This is a genomic window from Gluconobacter potus, from assembly GCF_015244705.1.
Lineage (GTDB): Bacteria > Pseudomonadota > Alphaproteobacteria > Acetobacterales > Acetobacteraceae > Gluconobacter > Gluconobacter potus.
On sequence record NZ_JABCQF010000001.1, the window covers coordinates 871,838 to 896,078 of the forward strand.

A 24,241-nucleotide genomic window follows, 5' to 3' on the forward strand; every position below is an offset into this window, starting at 1 on the left:
TGACGTCTAACATGCCCCGGGTGGTCCTTGTGGAGCCCGATTGTGACCATGCCAGGCAGATTGCCCAGGTTCTGGTCAAGGAGGGGTTTGCCCTGACCTGCGCCACAAGTGGCGAGGAGGCGCTGGGCACGATCGAGGAGACCATGCCGGATCTGGTGGTCGCCTGTACCGAACTGCCGGGCATGAGTGGTGGCCAGCTGGCGCGGCGGCTGCGGCTGGATGCGCTGACCCGGAACATCCCGATCCTGATGCTGACGGAGGATGCCTCTCCAGGTGTGGAGCGTGAGGGGCTGGAGAGCGGCGCGGACGCCTATATTTCCAAGTCGGCCCATCCGGATCTCATGGTGCTGCGGATGCGGGCTCTGCTGCGGGAAGGGCCGGAACTTCTTCAGGTCGATGAGGCATCCCGTCTGCGCCGGGCGCGGATCGTGATCGTCAATTCTCCGCGTGAGGATGAAGACGAGGAAGAAGTCGTCGAGGACGTGCCGGAAACCACTCTGGGAGAACTGCTCTGGCGTGACGGGCATACCGTCACCTCCATCGAGCGGTCCGATGATCTGATTGAGGGCGGCTGGCTTCGGGGGGCGGACAGTCCGGACTGTCTGGTGCTGGAACTGGGCAGCGGGGACGAGGATCTGAAGTTCTGCCGTCTTCTGGATGCGCGTCGGCAGGCGGTGCTGGAAGCGGGCGGGATTCCGTTCCGGACGCTTGGGATCGTGGAAGCGTCGCGTTTCCGGCGGCAGTCTTCCGGTGAGTTTTTTGAGGCCGGGATTGATGATCTCGTACCAAGCGATATTGCGCTTGAGGCGCTGGCCATGCGGATCCGGACGCTGGCGCAGCGCAGGATGGCGCAGGACGAGTTTCGTCAGCAGGAAATCGAGCGTCAGCAGAACGCCCTGACGCTTGAAGCCGCGCGCGCCAAGGCGGAAATGGCCGAGGCGCTGGCGCAGGCCAACATGGAGCTGGCGCGGACGAACGAGCGGCTTCTTCAGGCGCAGTCCAAGCTCGTGCAAACGGCGAAAATGGCGTCGCTGGGCGAGCTGGTGGCGGGCATTGCGCATGAGATCAACAATCCGCTGGCCTTTACGATCGCACATGCGGATACGGTGACGCGGACCCTCAAGCGGTTACAGGGTGTGAATGCCTCCGACGAGGCGATGTCCCTGACGAAAAAGGGGATGTCGCGGCTGGAGTCCATGAAACTCGGTTTGCAGCGGATCCAGAACCTGGTTCTGAGCCTGCGGCGGTTTTCACGGCTGGATGAAAGCTCGTTCCAGAAGGTTGATGTACCGGCAGCGCTGGAAACCGCGCTGGCTCTTCTGGCGCACAAGCTGGGGCCGGGGATTATCGTGCAGAAGGATCTTCAGGCGCCGGCCGAACTGGTCTGTCAGCCAGCGTTTCTCAATCAGGTTGTCATGAACATCATTTCCAATGCGGCCGATGCGCTGGCGGACATGTCCACCGACGGAGATATCGTGCGGGGCAGGATCGTCATTGCCTCGCGTCTGGAAAACGGTCGCTACGAAATGAGTGTGAGTGATGACGGGCCGGGGCTGCCGCCTGACCTGCGGACGCGGATCTTCGATCCGTTCTTCACGACCAAGCCCGTGGGAACCGGGACAGGTCTGGGGCTGGCCATTGCCTATAGCGTCATGGAGGCGCATGACGGGGTGATTGAGGTAACGGACGCCAATCTGCCGGACGGGCGCGGGATCGGAGCGTGTTTCCGGATGAGTCTGCCCGTTCGCATGACCGAGGAGGGGCCGGTGGCGACTGGTCGTGCAGCATGACTTTCTGGAGTGCCAAAGGGCCGTCGCGCCCGCTGATCCTGCTGGTTGACGATGAGGAGGAGATCCTCGTCGCCCTGACGGATCTGCTGGAAGACCAGTATGAAATCCTGTCCACCACGGACCCGCTGAAGGCGCTGGATCTGCTGCGGGCGCACAGGGATGTCGCGACCATCATTTCTGATCAGCGGATGCCTGGTCTGACCGGAGACCAGCTGCTGATGCAGGCCCGGGCGTTTTCGGATGCCCGCAGCATTCTGCTCACGGGATATGCCGATCTGGAAGCGGTCGTCTCCGCCCTGAACCAGGGGCAGGTGCAGGCCTATGTGCACAAGCCCTGGGATTCGGATGCCCTGCGTTCGCTGGTTGGGGAAGTCACGCAGCACTGTCTGGCGCAGCGGGCCCTGAGGACGGAGCAGGCGCTTTTGCGGGGGCTGATGGAAGCGCTGCCGATCGGGCTCGTCTTTTCGGACCGGGACGGGCGGTGCATCCGCAGTAATGTGCGGGATGAATCCGAGAGCGGGGCTGAGAACGAGCAGGCCCATTTTCCGGAAAATCTCTGGCCCGAAATCACGGCCATGCGTGAGGATGTGCGCGTTTCGGGGCAGGAAGAGCGTCTGGTCGGAGAGGTTCTTACGGAAGGAGAGGGCCGTTCTGTCACGCGCTGGCATGAGCTGACGCGGCTGGTTCTTGCGTGGCCGGAAGGTGCTTCCAGGGCAGATGCCTGGCAGGTCAGCATGGACCGGGATGTGACGTCCCGTGTCGTTATGGAATCACGGCTGCGTCAGGCCGAAAAGCTTCAGTCGCTCGGGACGCTGGCTGGCGGTATTGCGCATGATTTCAATAATCTGCTGGCGGCAATTTCAGGGTCTCTCGAGCTTCTGGAGGATATCGCGGAGTTTGATGAGGCTTCTCTGGCACTGTTGCGCAATGCCGCGGATTCCGCCCAGCGCGGGGCCGTTCTGACGCGGCGGCTGCTTCAGTTCGGACGTCCGCGCGAGGCACGTCTGTCGGCTGTGTCGCTGGGGCAGTTGCTGCCGGGGCTGACGGATCTTCTGCGTCAGAGCCTCAAAAAGCGGGGTGTCCCGGCATCGGCGGCCCCATGCGCGCTGTGTGTGGAAGACGTGCCACCGGATCTGCCGCTGGTCTGGTCGGATGCGGACCAGCTTGAAATGGCGCTCCTGAACCTGTGTGTGAATGCGCGGGATGCCATGGCGGATGGCGGGACGGTGCGGATCAGTGCGCATGTCGTCGAGCAGAAGCGGACAGGTCTTCCCGCGGAGTGCTGTCCTGACCGGGCCGTGGCGCTGGAGGTCGTGGATGAAGGCGAAGGCATGCCGCCGGAGGTGGCGGCAAGGATTTTTGATCCCTTCTTTACGACCAAGGATGTCGGGCGTGGGACCGGGCTGGGTCTGTCCAGCGTGTATGGTTTTCTGAGCCGGAGTTATGGCGAAATCGTTGTTGACAGTGTCGTGGGCAGGGGGACGCGCATGACGCTGCTGCTTCCCGTGGCGCGGGGCAGTCAGGAACGGGTTGCTGTGCCGCAGCTTCAGGGTGCGAAGCTCGAACGGCGCCTGAAGGTTCTGGTGCTGGATGATGAAGCGCCGGTGCGGATGGTGACGGCGGGATTCCTGGCCCAGGATGGCCATGAGGTGACGGCTGTGGCCTCGCTGACGGATGCCCTGAAGCGTGTTGATCTGGCGTCCCCCTTCGAGCTTGCGATCATTGATATGAGGATGCCGGATCATGATGGTCTGGCCTGTGCGGAAGCATTGCTGAAGGCTGTGCCCGGATTGAGGGTGCTGTTTATCAGTGGGCACACAGATGATATGCCGGCCCCTGAAAACGGGCTTCTTCTGCCGAAGCCCTTTACGCAGGAAAGCCTGCAGAGGGCCGTTGCCGAAACCATGCGTTCTGTTGACGGTGGTGCGTCATAAGAAGCCGGTCCTGCGTTGGCTGGCGGCACTGGGCCTGTGAATTGGAGATTGTGACACGTGAGTGATGCCTATCTTGTTCCCCAGGAGGACACGGCTGCTGCGGCTATCGAGGAGATCGAGGCCGAACTGGGTCTGTTTGATGACTGGATGGAGCGGTATCAGTACATCATCGAGATGGGACGCAAGCTGCCGCCATTTCCGGAAGAGTGGCAGGATGATGCCCATCGTGTTCCGGGCTGTCAGAGCCAGGTCTGGCTTGAAGCGGTCGAACGGGATGGAAAGCTGTTTTTCGCCGGGGCGTCGGATGCCGCGATCGTTCAGGGGCTCGTGGCGCTTCTGCTGAGGGTTTATTCCGGCCGTCCGAAATCGGAAATTCTGGAAACAAGCCCTGTGTTTCTGCATGACATGGGACTGGTCAAGGCGCTTTCGACGAACCGTGGGAACGGGGTCGAGGCCATGGCGCAGGCCATTCAGAAGCGCGCGTCACACTAGAAATAAAAAAACCCGCAGGCTCAAAGCCGGCGGGGTTTTTTCTTGCAGAGATTATAATCTTACTGCGGATGACTTGCCGACGGAGTGGCGCTGGTCGCAGCTGTCGTGCCATTGGCGGTTGTCGGGCACTTCGTGAACTTCCCTTTTGCGTCCCGGCAGGGCTTCGGCTTCTGGGGAGCTTCGCATTTCGTGAACTTGCCCTTGTCGTCGCGACAGGGCTTGGCGTGGGCCATCTGGGTACCGAGCGCCAGAACGGCGAGGGCGGCAACGGAGAGGCGACGGAACGGCATGGGGTATGATCTCCAGAGCGGTGCCGGGTTACGGGGAACGCGTCCCGGCTTTCAGAAAAGAATGCAATACGTTGCGAGCGGCGTGCAAGCGGTCTTGTAGCGGGAGACTAGCGGAAACCCTGCTGGTCCACAGGATGGGTCGTGTCCCAGGTGATGTTCCCCCGATACTGTGCCGTGATGGGCTGTCCGTCCTTAAGGGCCGGGTAGTATCTGGCAAGGCTGAAATAGGCGAGCGAAGCGCGTTGCAGGATGGGCGGACCGTCACTGACTGTGCAGTCATGCGCGGCACCCATTGGGTCGATCTGACAGAGGGCGGTGATGTGACCGCCAATTCCGGCAGCGTCGGCGGTTTCGGGATAATGGGGCGGAGGCGTATGGGCCTTGTCGAGCATCGGCGTCGTCAGGTCGGGCGAAGCATGGAAGGTGTAGGTCTTCTCCCAGGTGCCGGGCACGGCCACGCTGTTCTGGTAGGCGGGCAGGAATGTCGAGCTGTAGGCCATCTGCTCGGCTGCGAGGCCGAAATCCGGTTGTGAGGCGGAAGACTGGCAGTCGGTGGCTATTCCGGCAGCGCTGATGGTGCAGCGGACATGGGCCGTTCCGCTTTTGTGAAACTCAAGTTCGGCCGGCGGGTAAATGAGAGGGCTGTGATGATGGGGATCCAGCATCGCGCCGAGAGGATGGTCTTCGGCCTGTGCGGACAGGCTGCTGCCCGCAAGAAGGAGGGTCAGGGCCAGAAGCGGGCGGATGACGGACAGTCTCATGATGTGTCTTTCATCGGGAAGTAACTTTGTTACCCTATGTAACGATTGTATCTTCCGCCAGTCTGCCGGAACGAAAAAAGGGGAGATGCCTGATGGCATCTCCCCTTTTTCATGGCCCCGAGGGTCCTGTCAGATCATTTCTGATCGGGCAGGGCGTAGGCGATGATGTCGTCGCCCATGCGGGTCGGGAACGAGTTGTGTCCGCCTGCATAGGTCACGATGTACTGCTTGCCGTTGATGGCATAGGTGATCGGCGTTGCCTGGGCACCAGCCGGCAGACGGTCCTGCCATAGCACCTTGCCCGTCGTCAGGTTGTACGCACGGATGTAGTAATCCATGGACGCCGTCAGGAAGCCGAGATTGCCAGCCGTGGAGAGCGGGCCACCGAGGCTCGGGACACCGATCTTGATCGGCGGCAGCGGGATCGGCAGGGAGCTGCCATACATCGAGTCACGCAGGGTGCCGTTGCGGTGCTGCCAGACGACCTTGTTGGTCTTCAGGTCAATACCGGCGACATAACCCCAGGGCGGCGTGCGGCAGGGCATCTTGATGCCGAACGGCAGCAGCACCGGATCCAGGAACGGATGCAGATTGACGGCATACGGAATGCCATAGTTGTGCTGCAGGCCGGTTTCACCACCCGTCCCCTTGGCATTTTCTTCAGGCCAGAGCGGGTTGCCCGGTCCGCGGGGAACAAGCTGGGAGACGAACGGCAGGGAGATCGGGTTGGCGAAAGCCACCTGACGCTGCGGATCGACAGCCAGACCACCCCATTCGAACATTCCCAGATCACCCGGGAAGATGAGCGAGCCCTTGAGCGACGGCGGCGTGAAGGGGCCTTCGTAGCGCAGGGTGTGGAAATAGATGCTGCAGAACATCTGGTCGAAGATCGTGCCGCCCCAGATATCGGAGTCGTTCAGCGGGTTCTTCGGACGCAGGGTCAGCTGCGACATCGGCTGGGTCGGGCTGGTGTGGTCACCCGGAGCAGCACCCTGGGGAACCGGGGTTTCCGGAGCCGGGACGATTTCCTTGCCGGTACGACGGTCGAGGACGAAAATGTCGCCGGTCTTGGTCGGAGCGTAGATGGCCGGAACAAGCGTGCCGTCCTTCTGCGTTACGTCCACGAGGCTCGGCTGGGACGGAACGTCCATGTCCCACAGATCGTGATGAACGGTCTGGTAGAACCAGGCGAGCTTGCCCGTATCGGCGTTCAGCGCAACGATACCCGGAGCGAAACGCTCGGAATCCTTCGTGCGGTCACCGCCCCACTGGTCGGGAGTCCCCACGCCCATCGGGATGTACACGAGGTTCAGGTTGGCGTCGTAGGACGACACGATCCAGGAGTTCGGGGAGTTCGGGTGGAAGACAGGGTGGCTGTCATCCGGAAGCTGGTTCGGATCCGGGTTGGATGCATCGAACACCCAGACGCGCTTGCCGGTGTAGACGTCGAATGCCTGCGTGGCGCCAGAAGCCTGCTTGACCGAGCCGTTATCGGTGATGGCGCTGTTGGCGATGATCAGCTTGTTCGTGATGACCGGCGGGGACGTCGGCTCGTACTGGCCGGGCGTCGTGTAAGGCTGGTTCGGAACGCGCAGATCGATCTCGCCGTTGTTGCCGAAGCCGGAGCAGGTCTTGCCCGTGTCGGCATCGACTTCAACCAGACGGCCATCGTTGACCGGCAGGATGATGCGCTTGGCGCAGTCCGTCGGAGCAGGATTGCCATCGGAATCCGTGGCATTGGCCGGCGTTTCGTGGAAGCTGACGCCACGGCAGGTCAGATGCTGGAAGCCAGGGTTGATCTGGAGCTTCGGATCGTAGACCCACTTGACGTTACCGGTGGCACCATCAACCGCAAACAGCTTCTGATGCAGCGAGCACATATAAAGCGTGTTGTTGAACTCGATCGGGGTCGCTTCGTTCGTCGCTTCGCCCGGGTCATTGGAGTTCATCATATCCTTGGTGTGGATATGCCATGCGACCTTGAGGTTGCTGACGTTGGACGCGTTGATCTGGTTCAGCGGGGACCAGCGGTCACCGGCCTGTGTACGACCATAAGCGTGCCACTCGCTGGCCGGGACGTTGTCCGGGTCGGCGGGGGAGGCGTTTGCGATCTGCGTCGGCAGTTCGCCGCTGATGTCATGCGGGTCGGTGAAGAGGCTGGCGAACAGGGCCAGAACCGCAACGCCAACGGCGCCGGCGAGCGGCAGGACGGTCGTCCGCGTGCCACCGATCTGGCGCGAGACGAACGGCAGCAGCAGCCAGATGCCGAGGATGATGACGATGTCCGAGCGCGGGATCAGGGCCCAGATGTCGAGACCGACAACGGTGAGTTCCCAGATGACCGTTCCGAAGACGACGACTGCGAACAGATAGAGGGCAGCCGGATTGCGCCGGAATGAGAGGAAAGCCGTGGCGAGAAGTGCCAGGCCAAGGATGACATAATAAAGAGGGCCGCCGATGGCAGCGACCCATGCGCCGCCTACGGTAAGGATCGCGCCGCAAAGCGCGAATACCGCGGCCGTAATCAGGGCCCAGAGCCCTGGCCGGGATGTTGTGCTCATGATGTTCCTGGATCTGTTGTTCTGATGCATCACGGTGACTTCCGGACAAAGCACATGGATGGGCGTCAAGGGTCAAGATGTCAGAAGGTTCATCTTGCTCACGTCACTGTGAGGACTTTCACGTCGTCGTGACTTGAGGAAAGGAAGGACTTATGATTGAGCGTTCAAGAAAATAATGCGCTTGCAGGCCACTTGGGCTTACGATAAGGACACCGCTTCCGCGCACGCGTCCGGGCCACGAGTGGCATGCCCGGCCGTGCAGAGTCTCTGCAGGATGCAGGACCAATCGTTTACGGCGAGGGAGACCGAAATGCCCAAGATGAAGACCAAGTCGTCGGTCAAGAAGCGGTTCAAGATCACCGCGACCGGCAAAGTGATGTGTGGCCCGGGCAACAAGCGCCATGGCCTTATCAACCGTCCGCAGAAGATGAAGCGCACCAACCGTGGTCCCCAGACCATGACGGACATGGATGCGAAGACAATCAAGCAGTGGGCGCCCTACGGGCTCTGAGGAGATAAGGTAAATGGCACGTGTCAAGCGGGGCGTAACGTCACACGCCCGTCACAAGAAGGTTCTCGAGCTCGCCAAGGGCTATCGCGGCCGTTCGTCCACGAACTACCGTATTGCTCTGGAGCGCGTCGAGAAGGCGCTGCGTTATGCGTATCGTGACCGTCGCAACAAGAAGCGTGATTTCCGCGCCCTGTGGATCCAGCGTATCAACGCTGCCGTCCGCGAGCATGGTCTGACGTACAGCCGCTTCATCAATGGTCTGGACAAGGCTGGCATCGAGATCGACCGTAAGGTCCTCGCCGCCATCGCTTTTGACGATAGCGCCGCTTTCGGTGAAATCGTGAAGAAGGCCCAGGCCGCTCTCGGCTGAGCTTTTCCGGCTTGATCCCCCTGGGGGTCTGGTGACTGGCGGGCCGTCCTGTTATCAGGACGGCCCGTTTTGTTTTGTGCTGCAGGGGATGGGCGGTATGGCTGACGATCTCGATATACTCAGAAATGACACGCTGGCTGCGCTGGCCGGAGCGCAGGATCGCGCCCAGTGGGACGCGATCCGCGTCGGAACGCTGGGCAAGTCCGGTGCGCTGACCGGTCTGCTCAAACAGCTGGGCAGGCTGGAGCCGCAGGAGCGCAAAGAGCGCGGTCAGGCGCTGAACCGTCTGCGCGACGAGCTGACGGCAGCTATCGAGGCCCGTGGGCGCGATATCGAGGAAGAGGCGCTTCAGGCCCGTCTGCGCTCCGAGCGCGTGGACGTGACGATGCCGGCGCCTGCGGTTGTCACGGGCACCATCCATCCCATCAGCCGGACCATTGAGGAAATGACGGCCATTTTCGGCGCGATGGGCTTCTCCGTCGCCGAAGGGCCGGACATCGAGAGCCAGTGGCATAATTTCTCGGCCCTCAATACGCCGGAGCATCATCCTGCCCGGACCGAGCACGACACGTTCTATCTGCCACCGAAGAATGAGGGCGGGGAGCCGCGGGTTCTGCGGACGCAGACCTCTGGTGTGCAGATCCGCACCATGCTCGGCTCAAAGCCACCGATCCGGATCATTGCACCGGGTCGTACCTATCGTGCCGATCATGATGCGACCCATTCGCCGATGTTCCATCAGTGCGAAGGCCTCGTGGTCGATCGCAACATCACGCTTGGCCATCTCAAGGGCTGCCTGATCGAGTTCCTGCGCGTTTATTTCGACAAGCCGAACCTGCCTGTCCGTTTCCGGGCGTCCTATTTCCCGTTCACCGAGCCTTCCATGGAAGTTGATATCGGCTGGTCGAAGGCGACCGGCGAAATCGGTGGCGGGTCTGACTGGCTTGAGGTTCTGGGATCAGGAATGATTCATCCGCGGGTTCTGGCAAACTGTGGCCTGGATCCGTCCGAATGGCAGGGCTTTGCGTTCGGGATGGGGATCGAGCGTCTGGCGATGCTGAAGAACGGCATCCCCGATCTGCGGTCTTTTTACGAAAGCGATCTGCGCTGGCTGCGTCATTACGGATTTTCGGCGTTCTCGCCTGCCACGCTGACGGAGGGCGTGTGACATGAAGTTCTCTCTTTCCTGGCTGCGCGAACATCTTGATTTTACGGCTTCTGTTGAAGAGATCTGTGCCCGGCTGAATGTCATCGGGCTTGAGGTCGAGGGTGTTGAAAACCCCGCTGACCGTCTGGTGGGTTTCCGGACCGCCAAGATCGTCGAAGCGCACCGCCATCCGGATGCGGACCGGCTTCAGGTCTGCCGGGTTGCTGCGGGCGCCGGCTTTGAAGATGTGCAGGTCGTTTGCGGTGCGCCGAATGCGCGGGCTGGCCTGCATGTGATCTTTGCGACGCCGGGCACGTATGTTCCGGGGCTCGACATCACCATCAAGAAGGGCAAGATCCGCGGGCAGGACAGTGGCGGCATGCTGTGTTCGCTCCGTGAGCTCGGGATCGGTGAGGAAAGCAATGGCATTGCCGAGCTTTCTGAAGCGGCTCCGATCGGAGAGTCCTACGCCGCTTATGCCGAGCTGGATGATCCGGTCATCGAAATCGCCATCACGCCCAACCGTGGTGACGCGCTCAGCATCCGGGGCATTGCGCGGGATCTGGCAGCTGGCGGGATCGGGCATCTGAAGCCCTGGTTGACCGAAGCGATGGAAGGGGATTTTCCGTCGCCGCTGACGTGGAAGACCGAGCATCCGGCCTGTCCGTATATCGTCGGGCGTGTGATCCGGGGTGTGAAGAACGGTCCGAGCCCGGACTGGCTGCAGCGTCGTCTGGAATCGGTCGGGGTCAAGCCGATCTCGGCGCTCGTCGATGTGACGAACTACCTCACTTATGATCTCGGCCGTCCGCTGCATGTCTTTGATGTTGCAAAACTTAAAGGCGATACGCTGACGGTGACGCATGCGGCCCGTGAGACCTTTACGGGGCTTGATGGGCGCGAATATGTGCTTGGCACCGAGGACATGGTCATTGTCGATGAAGCCGGTGTGCAGTCGCTCGCCGGGCTGATTGGTGGTGAGAGCAGCGGCGTGGATGCGAACACGACCGATGTGTTCGTGGAATCCGCCCTCTTCGATCCTGTGCGGATTGCCCTGACGGGCCGTCGTCTGGCCATTCACACCGATGCGCGGCAGCGTTTCGAGCGCGGGATTGATCCGGCGCAGGTTCTCAACGGACTTGAAGCCGCGACGGTCATGATCCGCGATCTGTGTGGCGGTGAAGTCAGCGAGATCACCGAGGCTGGCGCCCTTCCGGACTGGAAGCGGACGGCGACGCTGCGGTTCGAGCGTCTGAAGACACTGGGTGGTGTGGATATCGCGGCTGACGATGCCGTGCGCTCCCTTGAGCATCTGGGCTTTGAGGTGACGGAACGGACGGAAGACGCCGCGACGTTCCTGGTGCCGTCCTGGCGCAATGACATTGCCTCGGGGCAGGTTCTGGCACAGGCCCCGACGCTGGATGAAGACGTGGCCATTCGCGCTGCCAGCCATGTTCAGGCAATAGAAGCGGAATGCGATCTGCTTGAGGAAGTGCTGCGGCTTTACGGTCTGGACAATGTTCCGGCGGTTGCGCTGCCGCAGACGACGGTTGTGCCCGCTCCGGCTGTCACGCCGCTTCAGGCGCGTGCGGCCCTGCTGCGTCGTGTCTGTGCGGCACGCGGACTGACCGAGACGGTCGGGTTCTCGTTCGTGGCGCAGGATGATGCGGCTCTGTTCGGTGATGTGCCGGAAACCCAGCATCTGCTGAACCCGATTGCCACTGATCTGGATCAGCTTCGTCCGACGCCGCTGATCAATCTGGCGCGGGCCCTGTCACGCAATCTGGCCCGTGGTCTGGGCCTGTCGGGCGAGGGTGCGCTGTTCGAGGTTGGACCGAGCTTCGATGCGACCGGACAGCATCTGCGTCTGGCGGGTCTGCGGGCTGGTCTGACGGCGCGTGAGCCGGGTGTTGCGGCGCATGAAGCGACGCTCTGGGAGGCGAAGGCCGATCTTACGGCGGCTCTTGTTGCGCTGGGTGTGCCGGAAGCGGCGCTGTCGGTTACGGCTGATGCGCCGGGATTCTATCATCCGGGCCGGTCGGGCCAGGTGCGGCAGGGGCCGAAGATGGTTCTGGGGACGTTTGGTGAACTGCATCCGCGTGTCGCGCGGGCGCTGGGACTGAGCGGAACCGTGGTGGCGTTCGAGGTCTATCTGGATCAGGTGCCGCTGCCGAAGGCCAAGCGCAAAGCCGCGCCTGTCCTATCGCCGTTGCAGCCTGTCCGTCGTGACTTCGCTTTCGTGGCGGGGCCGGATGTGGAAATCCAGGCGGTTCTGAAGGCCGCGCGGATGGCGGATCGCAATCTGGTGCAGGATGTCCGGCTGTTTGACGTGTTCGAGGGCGGCAGTCTGCCGGAAGGGCATCGTTCGCTCGGTGTGGAAGTGGTCTTGCAGCCACAGAGCGAGAGTCTTACGGATACGCAGCTTGAAGCGGTTTCCAAATCGGTGGAAGCTGCGGTTCTCAAGGCAACAGGGGCTGTGCTGCGTCGATGAACTCTCTTCCAGAATCCGGATCTGACGGACAGTCCTCGGCGGACCCTTCCCAAAAGGCCACGCCTTTGCCCCGTTACGGGCGAGTGATCTGGATTCTGGCGGGTGAGGCCAGCGGGGACGTGATTGGCGCGCGTCTCATGCAGGCACTCCATGCGCAGGACCCGTCGCTGGTTTTTGCCGGTGTCGGGGGCGGGCGCATGGAAGCGCTCGGGCTGCACAGCCTGTTTCCCATGAGCGATCTGGCAGTGATGGGGCTGGTCGAGGTCGTGCCCCGTCTGCGGCAGCTCTCCCAGCGTCTGCTCGAAGCCGTGCAGGATATCGAACTGCGCAAGCCGGATCTGGTCGTGACGATCGACAGCCCGGGCTTTACCCTGCGGCTGCTTCAGAAAATCGAGCGTTCAGGTATCAAGCGCGTGCATTATGTCGCGCCGCAGGTCTGGGCCTGGCGTGAAAACCGGGTCAAGGAGTTCCCGGGGCTCTGGGACAGGTTGCTTTGCCTCCTGCCGTTCGAACCGGAGTGGTTTGCACAGCGTGGGCTGGAAGGGCGGTTTGTCGGGCATCCGGTGCTTCAGTCCGGTGTGCGGCAGGGGAATGCCCAGCGTTTCCGGCTGCGGCACAATATTCCGGCTCATGCGCCGGTCGTGATCCTGATGCCAGGCAGCCGGCGTTCGGAAGCGCCCCGGCTTCTGCCAGTGTTCCGCAAGATGCTGGATATCCTGCGGGTGCAGTATCCGGATATCTGTCCGGTCATTCCGGTGGCGCCCGTGATTGCGCCGACGATCCGCCAGCTGATCCGCAAATGGCCGATCCAGCCGCATATCGTCACTGACATTCATGACAAGCATGATGCGTTTGCGGCGGCACAGTGCGCCCTGACCAAGTCAGGGACGTCCACGCTTGAGCTTGCGATGGGCAATGTGCCGATGGCGGTGACGTATCGCGTCAACCCGGTGACGGCGACGATTGCGCGGCGTCTGATCAAGGTGCCGCATGTGGCGATGGTCAATCTGCTGGCAGGGCGGGAAGTGGTGCCTGAACTGCTTCAGGAAAACTGCACGCCAAAGAAGCTGGCCGAGACGGTTTCGAAGCTGCTGAGCGATCCGCAGATGGTGGAAAAGCAGCGCATGGCATTTGCCGATGTGCTCGATAAGCTCTCGCCGCCTGTGGGCACGCCTGCGGATGCAGCGGCGGCCGAGATCATGGACCTTCTGAACGAACCGGTTTCCCGGTCGTCCAGAAGCTGAGATTTTAGCGCAGGAAGCCGACGAGACGTTCGGCTTCCCGGACGATCGGTTCTGAGATGCTGTTGGCGCGTTCGGCGCCGGCGCGCAGAACCGACAGAAGATGTGCCTCGTCCTGAAGCAGGCGCTGTGTTTCGCTGGCAACCGGCGCCAGACGCTCGACCAGAAGATCGGCGAGGGCGTTCTTGAACGGGCCGAAGCCCTGACCGCTGAAATGGCCGAGGACAGCGGCCGGCGTTTCATCCGACATCGCAGCATAGATCGAGACGAGATTTCGGGCTTCCGGGCGCTCGCTCAGGCCGTCCATTTCGCTGGGAAGCGGTTCGGAATCGGTCTTGGCACGGCGGATCTTCAGGGCAATGTCGTCGGCTGTGTCGGTCAGGACGATCCGGCTCTGTTCGGACGGGTCAGACTTGGACATCTTCTTGCTGCCGTCACGCAGGCTCATGACGCGGGCTGCGGCGGGGGGGATGAATGCTTCGACCTGCGGGAAGAACTCCACGCCCATGTCGTGATTGAATTTCTGGGCGATGTCGTTGGTGAGCTCGATATGCTGGCGCTGGTCTTCGCCCACGGGCACGCGGGTCGCGTGGAAAGCAAGAATGTCGGCCGCCATCAGGTTTGGATAGACATACAGACCGGCCGAATGGTTTTCGCGGTTCTTGCCGGCCTTGTCCTTGAACTGGGTCATGCGGTTGAGCCAGCCGAGGCGGGAGACGCAGTTGAAAATCCAGCCGAGGCGGGCATGGGCGCTGACGGCGGACTGGTTGTACAGTCGCGTGGGCTCGATCCCGGCTGCGAGAAGGCAGGCTGTTGAGCCCAGCGTCTGCTCGCGCAGGGTCTGCGGGTCCCAGGGCATGGTGATGGAATGCAGATCCACCAGACAGAAGACGCAGTCATGATCTGCCTGCAGCGTGACCCAGTTGCGGATCGCTCCGAGATAGTTGCCCAGATGGGGAATGCCGGTTGGCTGGATGCCGGAAAAGACGCGCTGCATGAATTCAGTCTTCAGTTTCTGAAAAAATCAGGGAAGGGGTGATGCGTTTCATCGAACGGGCGTCTGCAGGTCCAGCTTCTGGCGTTCCTGCAGAACCTCGGACGCAGACATCGGGTGTGTGCGGGCAGTAGCAATGTCCGCGGCTGTGAAGGTCGGAGCCGTGCCGGATATTTCCTGACTCGCGACAAAGGTCAGAATACGGGCGATCTCGTCGTTGGGCAGACGCTGGAAAGACGGCATGGCACCGTTGTAATGGCCGCCACCGGCCGTGATGGAGCCATCCAGTCCGTAAAGCAGGACATCGACGAGATAGTGATGACCGGCAGGCGTTTGTGCAATCGGGCCGACGCGTCCGAAAATGGGGGCGATTTCAGAGACCTGACCATGGCCGCCGTGATGGCAGATGCTGCACTCATTGGAGTATTCGCGCGGGGCCTGGATACGGTTTTCCCACGCATGGCCGATCACGAAGACAATCACCATGGAAATGGCGAGAAACAGGGGAAGCCGGATAGCGGGGTCAATTCTGATCACACTGTCGTTGTGGCATTTTCAGAGGCGTTTCAGCAAGGCCGGGCTTGGCAAAACACTCGGAATAGGGCTCATGGCGCTATCGGAAGGAGCAATCATGACCGTCAGGGGACGTCTTGTACTGTATGTGGGGCCCATGTTTGCGGGCAAATCCGCGCATCTGATTGCCGCGGCAAAGCGGCAGACGGATGTTCTGGCGCTCAAGCCCGGGTTTGATACGCGCGATGGTTCGGAGCTGGTGAGTCGGGACGGGTCGCATCTTGCGGCTGTTTCCGCGAATGCCTGGCCCGAGGATGCGGACCGCTACAGTCATATCGTTCTGGATGAGGGGCAGTTCTGGGTGGCGCCGCATTACCATGGCGATATCGTTGAGGATATCCGGGCTGCGCGTGCGCGGGGTGCGGATGTGACGGTCGGGGGGCTGGATACTGATTACCGGCGTGTGCCGTTCGACGTCATGACACGCCTGATGGATGAGGCGGATGAGGTCATTGCCCTGACGGCGCGCTGCCATGTCTGTGGAGCGCCAGCGGCCTGGACCGCGAAGACCCACGAAACCGGGCATCTGCTGGAGACGGGCGATCAGGAACTTTACGAGGCGCGCTGTGATGCGCACTGGACCCTTCCGGACAGACCCTGAGGCCTGATCCGGAAGGGGGCGGCTGTTACTGCTGGCCGCCGTTATTGACGCCCAGGAGACGGATCTTGAAGATCAGCGGGCTGTTGGGCGGGATGATGCCCATGGAGCGCTTGCCGTAGCCGAGATTCGGCGGAAGGTAGAGCATCCATTCGTCACCGACATGCATCATGGGCAGGGCTTCAAGCCAGCCCTGCACGAGGCCGTCGAGCGGCATTTCCATATAGGCGCCGCTGCCATGCTGGTCAGAGCTGTCAAAGATGCCGCCATCGGGGAGGCGGCCTTCGTAGATGACCATGATGGTGGAGCCGTGACGGGGGCTTTCACCATCCTTGGGACCCGACTGGAGAACCTTGTAGGACAGGCCGTCCGGCAGGGTCTTGACGCCGGGTTCAGCATGGATTTTCGCCATGAACTGCTCGGGCGTCAGGTCGGAATCATCCACCTGCTTGTGGCCACCGGCGCACCCCGTCAGGGCGAGGGCGCCACACAGGGCGAAAGCGGATGTAAGACGGATCAGACTGGTCATGGTCCCCCAGGGAGTCAGTTGAGAAATCAGAGCGTGCCGCCGCGACGGCCAATCTGGCCGCCAAGCCGCAGACGCAGGGCGTTGAGCTTGATGAAGCCCTGGGCATCCTGCTGATTATAGGCGCCTTCGTCGTCCTCGAAAGTCACGACGCGGGTATCATACAGGCTGTGCGGGCTTTCACGACCCACGCAGGTCACATTGCCCTTGTACAGGCGCATGCGAACACGGCCGGTCACGGAATGCTGGCTGGTGTCGATCAGGGCCTGAAGCATCCGGCGCTCGGGCGAGAACCAGAAGCCGTTATAGATGATCTCGGCATAGCGCGGCATGATGCTGTCCTTGAGATGGGCAGCTTCGCGGTCGAGCGTGATGCTTTCAATCGAGCGGTGTGCCGCCAGCAGGATCGTGCCGCCCGGCGTTTCGTAGATACCGCGGGACTTCATGCCCACGAAGCGGTTTTCCACGATGTCGAGACGGCCAATGCCGTTGTCACGGCCCAGTTCGTTCAGACGGGTCAGCAGGGTGGCCGGGGTCATCTCGACGCCGTTGATGGCCACCGGGTCACCGCTGACGAAATCAATGGTGATTTCGGTTGCGACGTCGGGTGCGGCTTCCGGCGAAATCGTGCGCTGGAAGACGATTTCCTCGGCGCCGATCGACGGATCTTCGAGCAGCTTGCCTTCGGAAGAGGAGTGCAGGAGGTTCGCGTCCACGGAGAACGGGGCTTCGCCGCGCTTGTCCTTCGTGACCGGGATCTGGTTCTCTTCAGCGAAGGCGAGGAGCTTCGTGCGGGATGTCAGATCCCACTCGCGCCAGGGGGCGATGACTTTTACGTCCGGCTTGAGGGAGTAATAGCCAAGCTCGAAGCGGACCTGATCGTTGCCCTTGCCGGTTGCGCCATGAGCCACGGCATCGGCGCCGACGGCTTCGGCGATCTCGATCTGGCGCTGTGCGATCAGCGGGCGGGCGATGGACGTACCCAGCAGGTACTGGCCTTCATAGAGCGTGTTGGCCCGGAACATCGGGAACACGAAATCCTTGACGAAGGTTTCGCGCAGATCCTCGACGAAGATTTCCTTGACGCCGAACATCTCGGCCTTTTTGCGGGCCGGTTCCAGCTCTTCACCCTGGCCGAGATCGGCCGTGAAGGTGACGACCTCGCAGTTATAGGTCTTCTGGAGCCAGCGGAGGATAACCGAAGTGTCCAGGCCGCCAGAATAGGCGAGCACAACTTTCTTGACGTCCTGGTGGGCGCTCATAACTGCGTGGTCCTTGGTGTGTTTCGTTTGAGAAGCGTTTCTAGCATCTCGGGGGGAAGAGGGAAACCGGGCGAATGTCAGGCGTCGGGGGTGGTGGACCGGCGCTGGCGCTCGCTTTCGGTCTTGAGCTGACCGCAGGCCGCAAGGATGTCCTGACCGCGTGGGGTGCGGATGGGAGAGGCGAAGCCGGCGTCCATCACGATGTTGGCGAATTTCGTGAGCTGCTGACGGGTCGAAGGCTGGAAATCCGAGCCCGGCCAGGGATTGAACGGGATCAGGTTCACCTTGGCCGGCAGGTCACGGATCAGACGCACGAGCTCGCGGGCATCGGCTTCGCTGTCATTTACGCCACGGAGCATGATGTATTCGAAGGTGATGCGCCGGGAATTGGACGCGGCTGGATAGCGGCGGCAGGCGGCGATCAGCTCTTCGATCGGATATTTACGGTTGAGCGGCACGATCTGGTCACGCAGTTCGTTGGTTACTGCGTGCAGGGAGATCGCGAGGTTGATGCCAAGCTCATCGCCGCAACGGTCCATCATGGGCACCACGCCGGATGTCGAGAGCGTGATGCGGCGGCGGGACAGGGCGATGCCTTCGCCGTCCATGATGATCCGCATGGCCTTGGCGACGTTTTCGTAATTGTAAAGCGGTTCGCCCATACCCATCAGGACGATGGTGGACAGGTAGCGCGGCATGTCTGCGCTGGGGCTTGGCCATTCGCCGTAGCTGTCGCGCGCGGCCATGAACTGGCCGACGATCTCGGCCGGGCCGAGGTTACGGACGAGTTTCTGCGTGCCGGTATGGCAGAAGGTGCAGGACAGGGTGCAGCCGACCTGTGAGGAAATGCAGACGGCACCGCGGTCTTCCCGACGATCCGGGATGTAGACGGTTTCGGCTTCCTGACCGTCGCGGAAGCGGAAGAGGAACTTGCGCGTCTCGTCCACAGAGGTTTGTTCGGTTGCGGTCGTGGGGCGGCTGACGACGAAATGCTGGGCCAGTTTGGCCTGCATGGGCTTGGCGATGGTCGTCATTGCCGAGAAGTCGGTCGCGCCCTGATGGTAGATCCAGTGCCAGAGCTGCTTGGCGCGGAAGGGCTTTTCGCCGATTTCCGTCATCAGCGCGGCCAGTTCTTCGCGTGACAGGCCCACCAGATCGCGCCGCCCGTCCGAAAGGCGTGCCTCGGGCGGCGCGAACAGGGCGGATTTCGCATGGATGCGCTCGCGCTCGGCAGCGTTCAGGTCGTCAGAGGCGACGGAATTGATTCGGGGGCGGATATCGGGATGGATTACGGCTGTCATGGCGGCGGAGCCATAGCACGGGGAAGACCCGCAGTTCCAAAGGAAAAGCGCGGTCTTCCCCGTAAAACTATTCCGCGGCGGCTTGTGTCGTACCGGTTTTGCGGGCTGCGATCAGGAACTCGCGATTGCCTTCGGGGCCGGTAATGGGGCTGGCCTCGATCCCGAGGACTTCCCAGCCGGGGAGGGCTGCGAACCATTCCCGGATTTCTTCGCAGACACGGTCGTGGACGGCCGGGTCCCGGACGACGCCTTTTGCGCCGACTTCCCCGCGGCCTGCTTCGAACTGGGGCTTGATGAGCGCGATGGCCCAGGCATCCGGCGTCGTGAGTTCAAGAGCAGCAGGCAGGACGGTGCGCAGGCCGATGAAGCTGGCGTCGCAGACCACGATCCCGGCGGGTTCGGGGATCTGCTCGGCCGTCAGGGCGCGGGCGTTCGTCTTTTCCAGGACGACGACGCGTTCGTCCGAGCGGATTTTCCATGCCAACTGGCCATGTCCGACATCCACGGCATAGACCTTTTCGGCTCCATGGGTCAGCAGGACGTCCGTGAAGCCGCCTGTCGAGGCGCCGACATCGATTGCGATGCGGCCTTTCGGGTCCAGCCCGAAATGCTCGATGGCGTGGATCAGCTTGAGGCCGCCACGCGACACCCAGGGATGATCCTGCCCTTTGAGGGCGAGGGGAGCGTCTTCGGAGAGCTGGTCGCCGGCCTTCGCGATCCGGCGGTCACTCGTATAGACGAGGCCCGCCATGATCAGGGCCTGCGCCCGTGTCCGGCTTTCGACCAGCCCCCGGTCAACGAGGAGCTGGTCGGCGCGGCGTTTGGCCATCAGTCGTTCAGGCGGACTGCTGGGCGACTTCGACGCCGAGGGCGTCCGCCGCAGTGCGGATGATATGCGGTGCGCTCAGGCCCGCATCCTCGTACTGGGCATCCTGCGTGTTGTGATCGATGTAGCGATCCGGCAGGGCCATCGGACGGAACTTGACCTTGTCCAGCAGGCCGGTCTCGGCGAGGTGCTGAACGACGAGGCTGCTGAAGCCGCCAATGGCACCTTCTTCAATCGTGATGAAGACTTCGTGCTGGCGCGCGAGATCCTCGACGAGTGCCTTGTCGATCGGCTTGGCGAAGCGGGCATCGGCGACCGTGACAGGGACGCCCTGTGCAGCGAGCTGATCAGCGGCGCGCAGGGAGTCGTGCATGCGGGGGCCAAGCGACAGGATGGCGACGCCACCGCGGGCATTCGGTGCCCGGCGTGCTTCGCGCACGATGCGGCCCTTGCCGATTTCCAGAACTTCGCCCTTTTCCGGGAGATCAAGGCCGATACCGTTACCGCGCGGATAGCGGAAAGCGATCGGGCCGGCATCGTATTCGCAGGCCGTGGCTGTGGCGTGGAGCAGTTCGACTTCGTCGGACGGCGCCATGACCACCATGTTCGGCAGGCAGCACAGATAGTTCAGGTCAAAGGCACCGGCATGGGTGGCGCCATCGGCACCGACCAGCCCGGCACGGTCAATGGCGAAGCGGACCGGCAGGTTCTGCAGGGCGACGTCATGGACGACCTGATCGTAAGCACGCTGCAGGAAGGTCGAATAGATCGCGCAGAACGGGCGCAGACCTTCGGATGCGATACCGGCAGCGAAGGTGACGGCGTGCTGTTCGGCAATGCCGACGTCAAAGAAGCGGTCCGGATAGGCCTTGGCGAAGGCGTTCAGGCCGGTGCCGGACGGCATGGCGGCCGTGATCGTGATCAGCTTGTCGTCGGTCTTGGCGCGACGCATCAGTTCACGGCTGAAGATGGACGTGTAGCTCGGCGGACCGGCCGGGGCCTTCTTCTGCTCGCCCGTGACGACGTTGAACTTGCTGACGGCGTGATACTTGTCACCGGCGGCTTCTGCGGGTTTGTAGCCGCGGCCCTTCTCGGTGATGATGTGCAGCAGGATCGGGCCCTGATCGTCGGCGTCGCGCAGGTTGCGCAGGATCGGCACGAGCTGGCTCATGTCGTGGCCGTTGACCGGGCCGACATAATAGAAGCCAAGTTCTTCGAACAGCGTGCCACCGGTGATCATGCCGCGGGCATATTCCTCGGCGCGCTTGGCGGTGCGCTCAATTTTGCCTGGAAGGCGCTTGGCGACCTTGCCGGCGAGATCGCGCAGGCTGAAGAACTGGCGCGAGGACATCAGGCGGGACAGGTAGTCCGACATCGAGCCGACCGGCGGGGCGATCGACATTTCGTTGTCGTTGAGCACCACGATCAGGCGGTTTGCGCCGGGGCCTGCGACAGCCGCGTTGTTCATGGCTTCATAGGCCATGCCAGCGGAGATCGAGCCGTCGCCGATCACGGCGATGACGTTGCGTTCGTGATAGCTCGGGTCTTCTTCCGCGCGCAGGTGATGCGCGACGGCCATGCCGAGGCCAGCCGAGATCGATGTAGAGGAATGGGCAGCGCCGAACGGGTCGTATTCGCTTTCTGCGCGACGGGTGAAGCCGGACAGGCCCTCGGGCTGGCGCAGCGTGCGGATGCGGTCGCGGCGGCCCGTCAGGATCTTGTGCGGATAGGCCTGGTGTCCGACGTCCCAGATGATGCGGTCGTCCGGCGTGTTAAAGACGGCGTGCAGGGCGACGGTCAACTCGACCACGCCGAGAGACGCGCCGAGATGGCCGCCCGTGGTGGAGACGGCATCAACGGTTTCAGAGCGCAGTTCATCGGCAAGCTGCTTGAGCTGGTCGACGGACAGGTTCCGCATGTCGGCAGGGAAGCGGACGCGATCCAGCTCCGGATAGCGGCCATAGGTGGGAATCGTGGAGGTCTTCTTGCTCATGGGATCAGTTCCTGCGCTCAACGACATAATCTGCCAGAGCCCTGAGGGCGTCGGCCTGTGCACCGAAAGATGAAAGGGCCTCCCGGGCCCGGTCGCTCAGGCGACGGGCTTCGGCGCGGGCACCGTCAATGCCAAGCAGGGAGACATAGGTTGATTTGCCGCTGGCTTCGTCCTTGCCAGCGGTTTTGCCGAGTTCCTCGGCGGTTGCTGTCGAGTCCAGAACGTCATCTGCGACCTGAAACGCTGTGCCGAGATCGCGGCCATAGGCGACGATGGCGGCGCGGCGGGCGTCGTCTACATCGGCGAGGATGGCGCCAGACTCGGCGGCATAGCGGATGAGGGCCCCGGTCTTCAGGGCGTGCAGACGACGGACCTGGTCCAGCGGGAGGGCGCGGCCTTCGCCGCGGATGTCGATGACCTGACCGCCGACCATGCCAGCCGATCCGGAAGCCTGCGCAAGCGCAAGGGCCAGATTGGCGCGGACGGTCGCGTTGGGGCTGGTTTCAGGCTCGACGAGAATTTCAAACGCGCGGGTCTGCAGGGCGTCACCGGCCAGAATGGCGATGGCTTCGTCAAACTGCTTGTGCGTGGACGGCCGGCCGCGTCGCAGGTCGTCATCGTCCATGGACGGCAGATCGTCATGCACCAGCGAATAGGCGTGCAGCAGTTCAACCGATGCGGCGACACGCAGGGCGGCCTTGCGGTCTGCGCCGAAGAGTGTTGCCACTTCGACAGCCAGGAAGCCACGCAGACGCTTGCCGCCGCCGAGGGCCGCATAGCGCATGGCATCGAGGAGAACAGACTCGTCACCTGGCACCATGGGTAGCAGGGTATCGATCGTGTTTTCGATCTCGGAACAGGCGCGGGCGAGCGCGTCCTTCAGGGAAACAGACGTGGTAGGGGCATTCATCGGCCGGACTCTCCGGTATCGGCAAGAGGCTCCGTGCCTGTCGTGCCGTCATCGTTCTGCACGATGGCGCGGACACGCATCTCGGCCTCTCCCAGCTTCGCATCACAGTGCCTGCGTAGGGCAGCACCGCGTTCATAGGCGGAAATAGCGTCCTCGAGCTTCATCTGGCCGCCTTCAAGGCCGCGGACGATCCGCTCCAGTTCGGAGAGGGCATCCTCGAAAGACATGGCATCAATGGGTTCGGGCATGAAAAGCCTCAAGGCACACTTTGGAACAAGGTAGCGAGGGGATTACAGGCAGAAGACAGGTTTTGCCAGCCCCGAGCATGGGAACGCTGGAGTTTCTTCAGGACGGTGACGTTTCTGCACGTCGCCGGATCATGAAAGAAAGAACGCCTGCGGTGTCCGTAAACGCAATGAGCGCATGGCCGGTTTCGCGGCAGTAGGACTGGAAATCAGCCACTGATGCGCGGTCCGTCGCCAGGATGCGCAGTTTTGCACCGGGCGGCATGTCGCGAAGGGCGCGGTTGGCCTTGAGAACAGGCATCGGACAGGTCAGGCCACGCAGATCAAGGAGTGTTTCTGTCGGGGAAGCGTTCATGGGGTATTATTATGCGCCTATCCGCCAGGAGGGCCAAGGCGGGTTTTCCTGTGCCAGATGGTGGTTTTCAGGTTTTCGTTGATAAACGGTGTGTTTGTTTCTACATTAATGGCTTAATGCCACAAAAGCGTTCCCCTCGGGGAGCGCTTTTTTTATTTGGGGGACGGCATGTCGGACAGGGAAGGCCTGACAATCAGTCTGGCTGATGGGAATGAGAGACGCGCTTATACGCTTCGGATGCTTGAGGACCGGGTTCTGCGGCTGGAGACGATCGCAGGCGGGCTGTCGGACCGATACGAGGACCTGCGGACCGAGATGCGCCAGGAAATCTCGTCTCTGCGGGATCAGATGAAGCTGCTGGAAGCGAAGGTTGACGAGGGGAATCGTGTCGTCAACGGCAAGCTGGATCGCCTGATCGGGGGGCGGGCGGTCATTACCGGGATCATCACGCTGGCAACATCCATTCTGGGGACGGGCATGGTGCATTTTGCCCTGTCCCTGAGCACGAAGTGAGGGGGCGGCATGAGCGGAATTGATGCGGGTCAGCTCAAGCATCTGGTGGTTGCTCCGGCGCTGGCGGCGCTGGGACTTGATGGGGAGGTCGCGGTCAATCTGGTGACGGGAACGGCTCTGGCGGAGAGCCGGGGGACTTATGTCAGGCAGATCGGTGGGGGGCCGGCTCTGGGACTGTGGCAGATGGAGCCCGCGACGCATGACGACTGCTGGGTCAATTTTCTGTGTTATCCGGTTGGAAAGCGGTTTGAGCGGATTCTGCAGGGGATGCTTTCGCAGGATCTGCCGAGGAGCGCGCAGCTGGTCTCAAACCTGAGATATGCGTCCGCGATGGCGCGTATCCGGTATTACCGGGTTTCGGCACCCTTGCCGTCGACGAGTGATCCGGCCGCTCTCAGCCGTTTTCACAAGCAGTATTACAATACGGCTGCGGGTGCGGCGGATCCGCTCAGTAATATTTCGTATTTCCGGCAGGCGGTCATGGTCTGAATATAGGGGAGCGGTGTCGGGGAATGTATGCATCACGCTCCCGACACCGCATGAGTGCTTAAACCGTT

Annotated in this window: 24 protein-coding genes; 11 read left to right on the forward strand and 13 right to left on the reverse strand. The window is 62.1% G+C overall.

The genetic code is table 11. The features are described from left to right. The first annotated feature begins 11 nt into the window (after nucleotides 1-11). From HKD31_RS03870 to HKD31_RS03880, 3 genes are read left to right on the forward strand one after another with little or no spacing between them, the layout of a single operon-like run. Complete coding sequence (locus HKD31_RS03870; RefSeq protein WP_172491740.1) at nucleotides 12-1,790, forward strand: ATP-binding protein; 1,779 nt, start codon at nucleotides 12-14, stop codon at nucleotides 1,788-1,790. Then, a complete protein-coding gene (locus tag HKD31_RS03875; RefSeq protein WP_194263555.1) occupies nucleotides 1,787-3,724 on the forward strand; it encodes a response regulator in 1,938 nt (645 codons plus the stop codon). Before HKD31_RS03870 ends, HKD31_RS03875 begins: the two co-directional genes overlap by 4 nt. A gap of 57 nt (nucleotides 3,725-3,781) precedes the next feature. Next, nucleotides 3,782-4,216, forward strand: a complete 435-nt coding sequence (locus HKD31_RS03880; protein ID WP_062501917.1) for a SufE family protein — start codon at nucleotides 3,782-3,784, stop codon at nucleotides 4,214-4,216. A 59-nt stretch (nucleotides 4,217-4,275) separates the two neighbouring features. Here HKD31_RS03880 and HKD31_RS03885 read toward each other — a convergent pair whose 3' ends face one another. From HKD31_RS03885 to HKD31_RS03895, 3 genes are all read right to left on the reverse strand, one after another. Beyond that, complete coding sequence (locus HKD31_RS03885) at nucleotides 4,276-4,506, reverse strand: hypothetical protein (RefSeq protein WP_194263554.1); 231 nt, start codon at nucleotides 4,504-4,506, stop codon at nucleotides 4,276-4,278. 107 nt (nucleotides 4,507-4,613) lie between these two features. After that, nucleotides 4,614-5,267 (reverse strand): energy transducer TonB, encoded by a 654-nt coding sequence (locus tag HKD31_RS03890; RefSeq protein WP_194263553.1) that lies wholly within the window; start codon nucleotides 5,265-5,267, stop codon nucleotides 4,614-4,616. 134 nt (nucleotides 5,268-5,401) lie between these two features. Then, the gene (locus tag HKD31_RS03895; RefSeq protein ID WP_194263552.1) at nucleotides 5,402-7,828 is read right to left on the reverse strand and encodes a glucose/quinate/shikimate family membrane-bound PQQ-dependent dehydrogenase; all 2,427 of its coding nucleotides are present in this window, start codon (nucleotides 7,826-7,828) and stop codon (nucleotides 5,402-5,404) included. Between the two features lie 310 nt (nucleotides 7,829-8,138). On the opposite strand from HKD31_RS03895, the gene rpmI reads away from it, so the two are divergent. From rpmI to lpxB, 5 genes are all read left to right on the forward strand, one after another. Then, nucleotides 8,139-8,339 (forward strand): 50S ribosomal protein L35, encoded by a 201-nt coding sequence (gene rpmI / locus HKD31_RS03900; RefSeq protein WP_046901279.1) that lies wholly within the window; start codon nucleotides 8,139-8,141, stop codon nucleotides 8,337-8,339. A 13-nt stretch (nucleotides 8,340-8,352) separates the two neighbouring features. Then, nucleotides 8,353-8,709: a 50S ribosomal protein L20 gene (rplT, locus tag HKD31_RS03905; RefSeq protein ID WP_011251849.1), complete on the forward strand. Its 357-nt coding sequence runs from the start codon at nucleotides 8,353-8,355 to the stop codon at nucleotides 8,707-8,709. A gap of 97 nt (nucleotides 8,710-8,806) precedes the next feature. Then, nucleotides 8,807-9,877: a phenylalanine--tRNA ligase subunit alpha gene (gene pheS / locus HKD31_RS03910; protein WP_194263551.1), complete on the forward strand. Its 1,071-nt coding sequence runs from the start codon at nucleotides 8,807-8,809 to the stop codon at nucleotides 9,875-9,877. Between the two features lies 1 nt (nucleotide 9,878). Further along, nucleotides 9,879-12,347, forward strand: a complete 2,469-nt coding sequence (gene pheT, locus HKD31_RS03915; RefSeq protein WP_194263550.1) for a phenylalanine--tRNA ligase subunit beta — start codon at nucleotides 9,879-9,881, stop codon at nucleotides 12,345-12,347. Further along, a complete protein-coding gene (lpxB, locus tag HKD31_RS03920) occupies nucleotides 12,344-13,591 on the forward strand; it encodes a lipid-A-disaccharide synthase (RefSeq protein ID WP_041110716.1) in 1,248 nt (415 codons plus the stop codon). Before pheT ends, lpxB begins: the two co-directional genes overlap by 4 nt. Before the next feature lie 4 nt (nucleotides 13,592-13,595). Here lpxB and trpS read toward each other — a convergent pair whose 3' ends face one another. Beyond that, nucleotides 13,596-14,585, reverse strand: coding sequence for a tryptophan--tRNA ligase (trpS, locus tag HKD31_RS03925; protein WP_194263549.1), 990 nt, complete (start codon nucleotides 14,583-14,585; stop codon nucleotides 13,596-13,598). A gap of 48 nt (nucleotides 14,586-14,633) precedes the next feature. After that, nucleotides 14,634-15,119, reverse strand: coding sequence for a c-type cytochrome (locus tag HKD31_RS03930; protein ID WP_338085525.1), 486 nt, complete (start codon nucleotides 15,117-15,119; stop codon nucleotides 14,634-14,636). 94 nt (nucleotides 15,120-15,213) lie between these two features. On the opposite strand from HKD31_RS03930, the gene HKD31_RS03935 reads away from it, so the two are divergent. Continuing rightward, entirely contained in the window at nucleotides 15,214-15,756 is a 543-nt protein-coding gene (locus HKD31_RS03935; protein ID WP_011251843.1) for a thymidine kinase, read from the forward strand. A gap of 25 nt (nucleotides 15,757-15,781) precedes the next feature. Here the strand turns inward: HKD31_RS03935 and HKD31_RS03940 are convergent, their stop codons facing one another. From HKD31_RS03940 to HKD31_RS03975, 8 genes are all read right to left on the reverse strand, one after another. After that, nucleotides 15,782-16,282, reverse strand: a complete 501-nt coding sequence (locus HKD31_RS03940; RefSeq protein WP_194263548.1) for an FKBP-type peptidyl-prolyl cis-trans isomerase — start codon at nucleotides 16,280-16,282, stop codon at nucleotides 15,782-15,784. A gap of 26 nt (nucleotides 16,283-16,308) precedes the next feature. After that, nucleotides 16,309-17,541 carry an argininosuccinate synthase gene (locus HKD31_RS03945; protein ID WP_011251841.1) on the reverse strand — a complete coding sequence of 411 codons (1,233 nt, stop codon included), beginning with the start codon at nucleotides 17,539-17,541 and terminating at the stop codon, nucleotides 16,309-16,311. A gap of 77 nt (nucleotides 17,542-17,618) precedes the next feature. Next, entirely contained in the window at nucleotides 17,619-18,842 is a 1,224-nt protein-coding gene (gene rlmN / locus HKD31_RS03950) for a dual-specificity RNA methyltransferase RlmN (RefSeq protein WP_194263547.1), read from the reverse strand. A gap of 67 nt (nucleotides 18,843-18,909) precedes the next feature. Beyond that, the gene (locus tag HKD31_RS03955; RefSeq protein ID WP_194263546.1) at nucleotides 18,910-19,671 is read right to left on the reverse strand and encodes a TlyA family RNA methyltransferase; all 762 of its coding nucleotides are present in this window, start codon (nucleotides 19,669-19,671) and stop codon (nucleotides 18,910-18,912) included. Nucleotides 19,672-19,678: 7 nt separating this feature from the next. After that, a complete protein-coding gene (dxs, locus tag HKD31_RS03960; protein WP_194263545.1) occupies nucleotides 19,679-21,661 on the reverse strand; it encodes a 1-deoxy-D-xylulose-5-phosphate synthase in 1,983 nt (660 codons plus the stop codon). Nucleotides 21,662-21,665: 4 nt separating this feature from the next. Continuing rightward, nucleotides 21,666-22,571 (reverse strand): polyprenyl synthetase family protein, encoded by a 906-nt coding sequence (locus HKD31_RS03965; RefSeq protein ID WP_062494812.1) that lies wholly within the window; start codon nucleotides 22,569-22,571, stop codon nucleotides 21,666-21,668. After that, a complete protein-coding gene (locus HKD31_RS03970; RefSeq protein ID WP_011251836.1) occupies nucleotides 22,568-22,819 on the reverse strand; it encodes an exodeoxyribonuclease VII small subunit in 252 nt (83 codons plus the stop codon). The genes HKD31_RS03965 and HKD31_RS03970 overlap by 4 nt, the downstream gene beginning before the upstream one ends. 97 nt (nucleotides 22,820-22,916) lie before the next feature. Next, the gene (locus HKD31_RS03975; protein WP_194263544.1) at nucleotides 22,917-23,171 is read right to left on the reverse strand and encodes a sulfurtransferase TusA family protein; all 255 of its coding nucleotides are present in this window, start codon (nucleotides 23,169-23,171) and stop codon (nucleotides 22,917-22,919) included. A 168-nt stretch (nucleotides 23,172-23,339) separates the two neighbouring features. On the opposite strand from HKD31_RS03975, the gene HKD31_RS03980 reads away from it, so the two are divergent. Both HKD31_RS03980 and HKD31_RS03985 read left to right on the forward strand, forming a co-directional pair. After that, complete coding sequence (locus tag HKD31_RS03980; protein WP_062494808.1) at nucleotides 23,340-23,684, forward strand: hypothetical protein; 345 nt, start codon at nucleotides 23,340-23,342, stop codon at nucleotides 23,682-23,684. A gap of 9 nt (nucleotides 23,685-23,693) precedes the next feature. Next, nucleotides 23,694-24,173 (forward strand): hypothetical protein, encoded by a 480-nt coding sequence (locus HKD31_RS03985; protein WP_194263543.1) that lies wholly within the window; start codon nucleotides 23,694-23,696, stop codon nucleotides 24,171-24,173. Nucleotides 24,174-24,241: the final 68 nt, after the last annotated feature.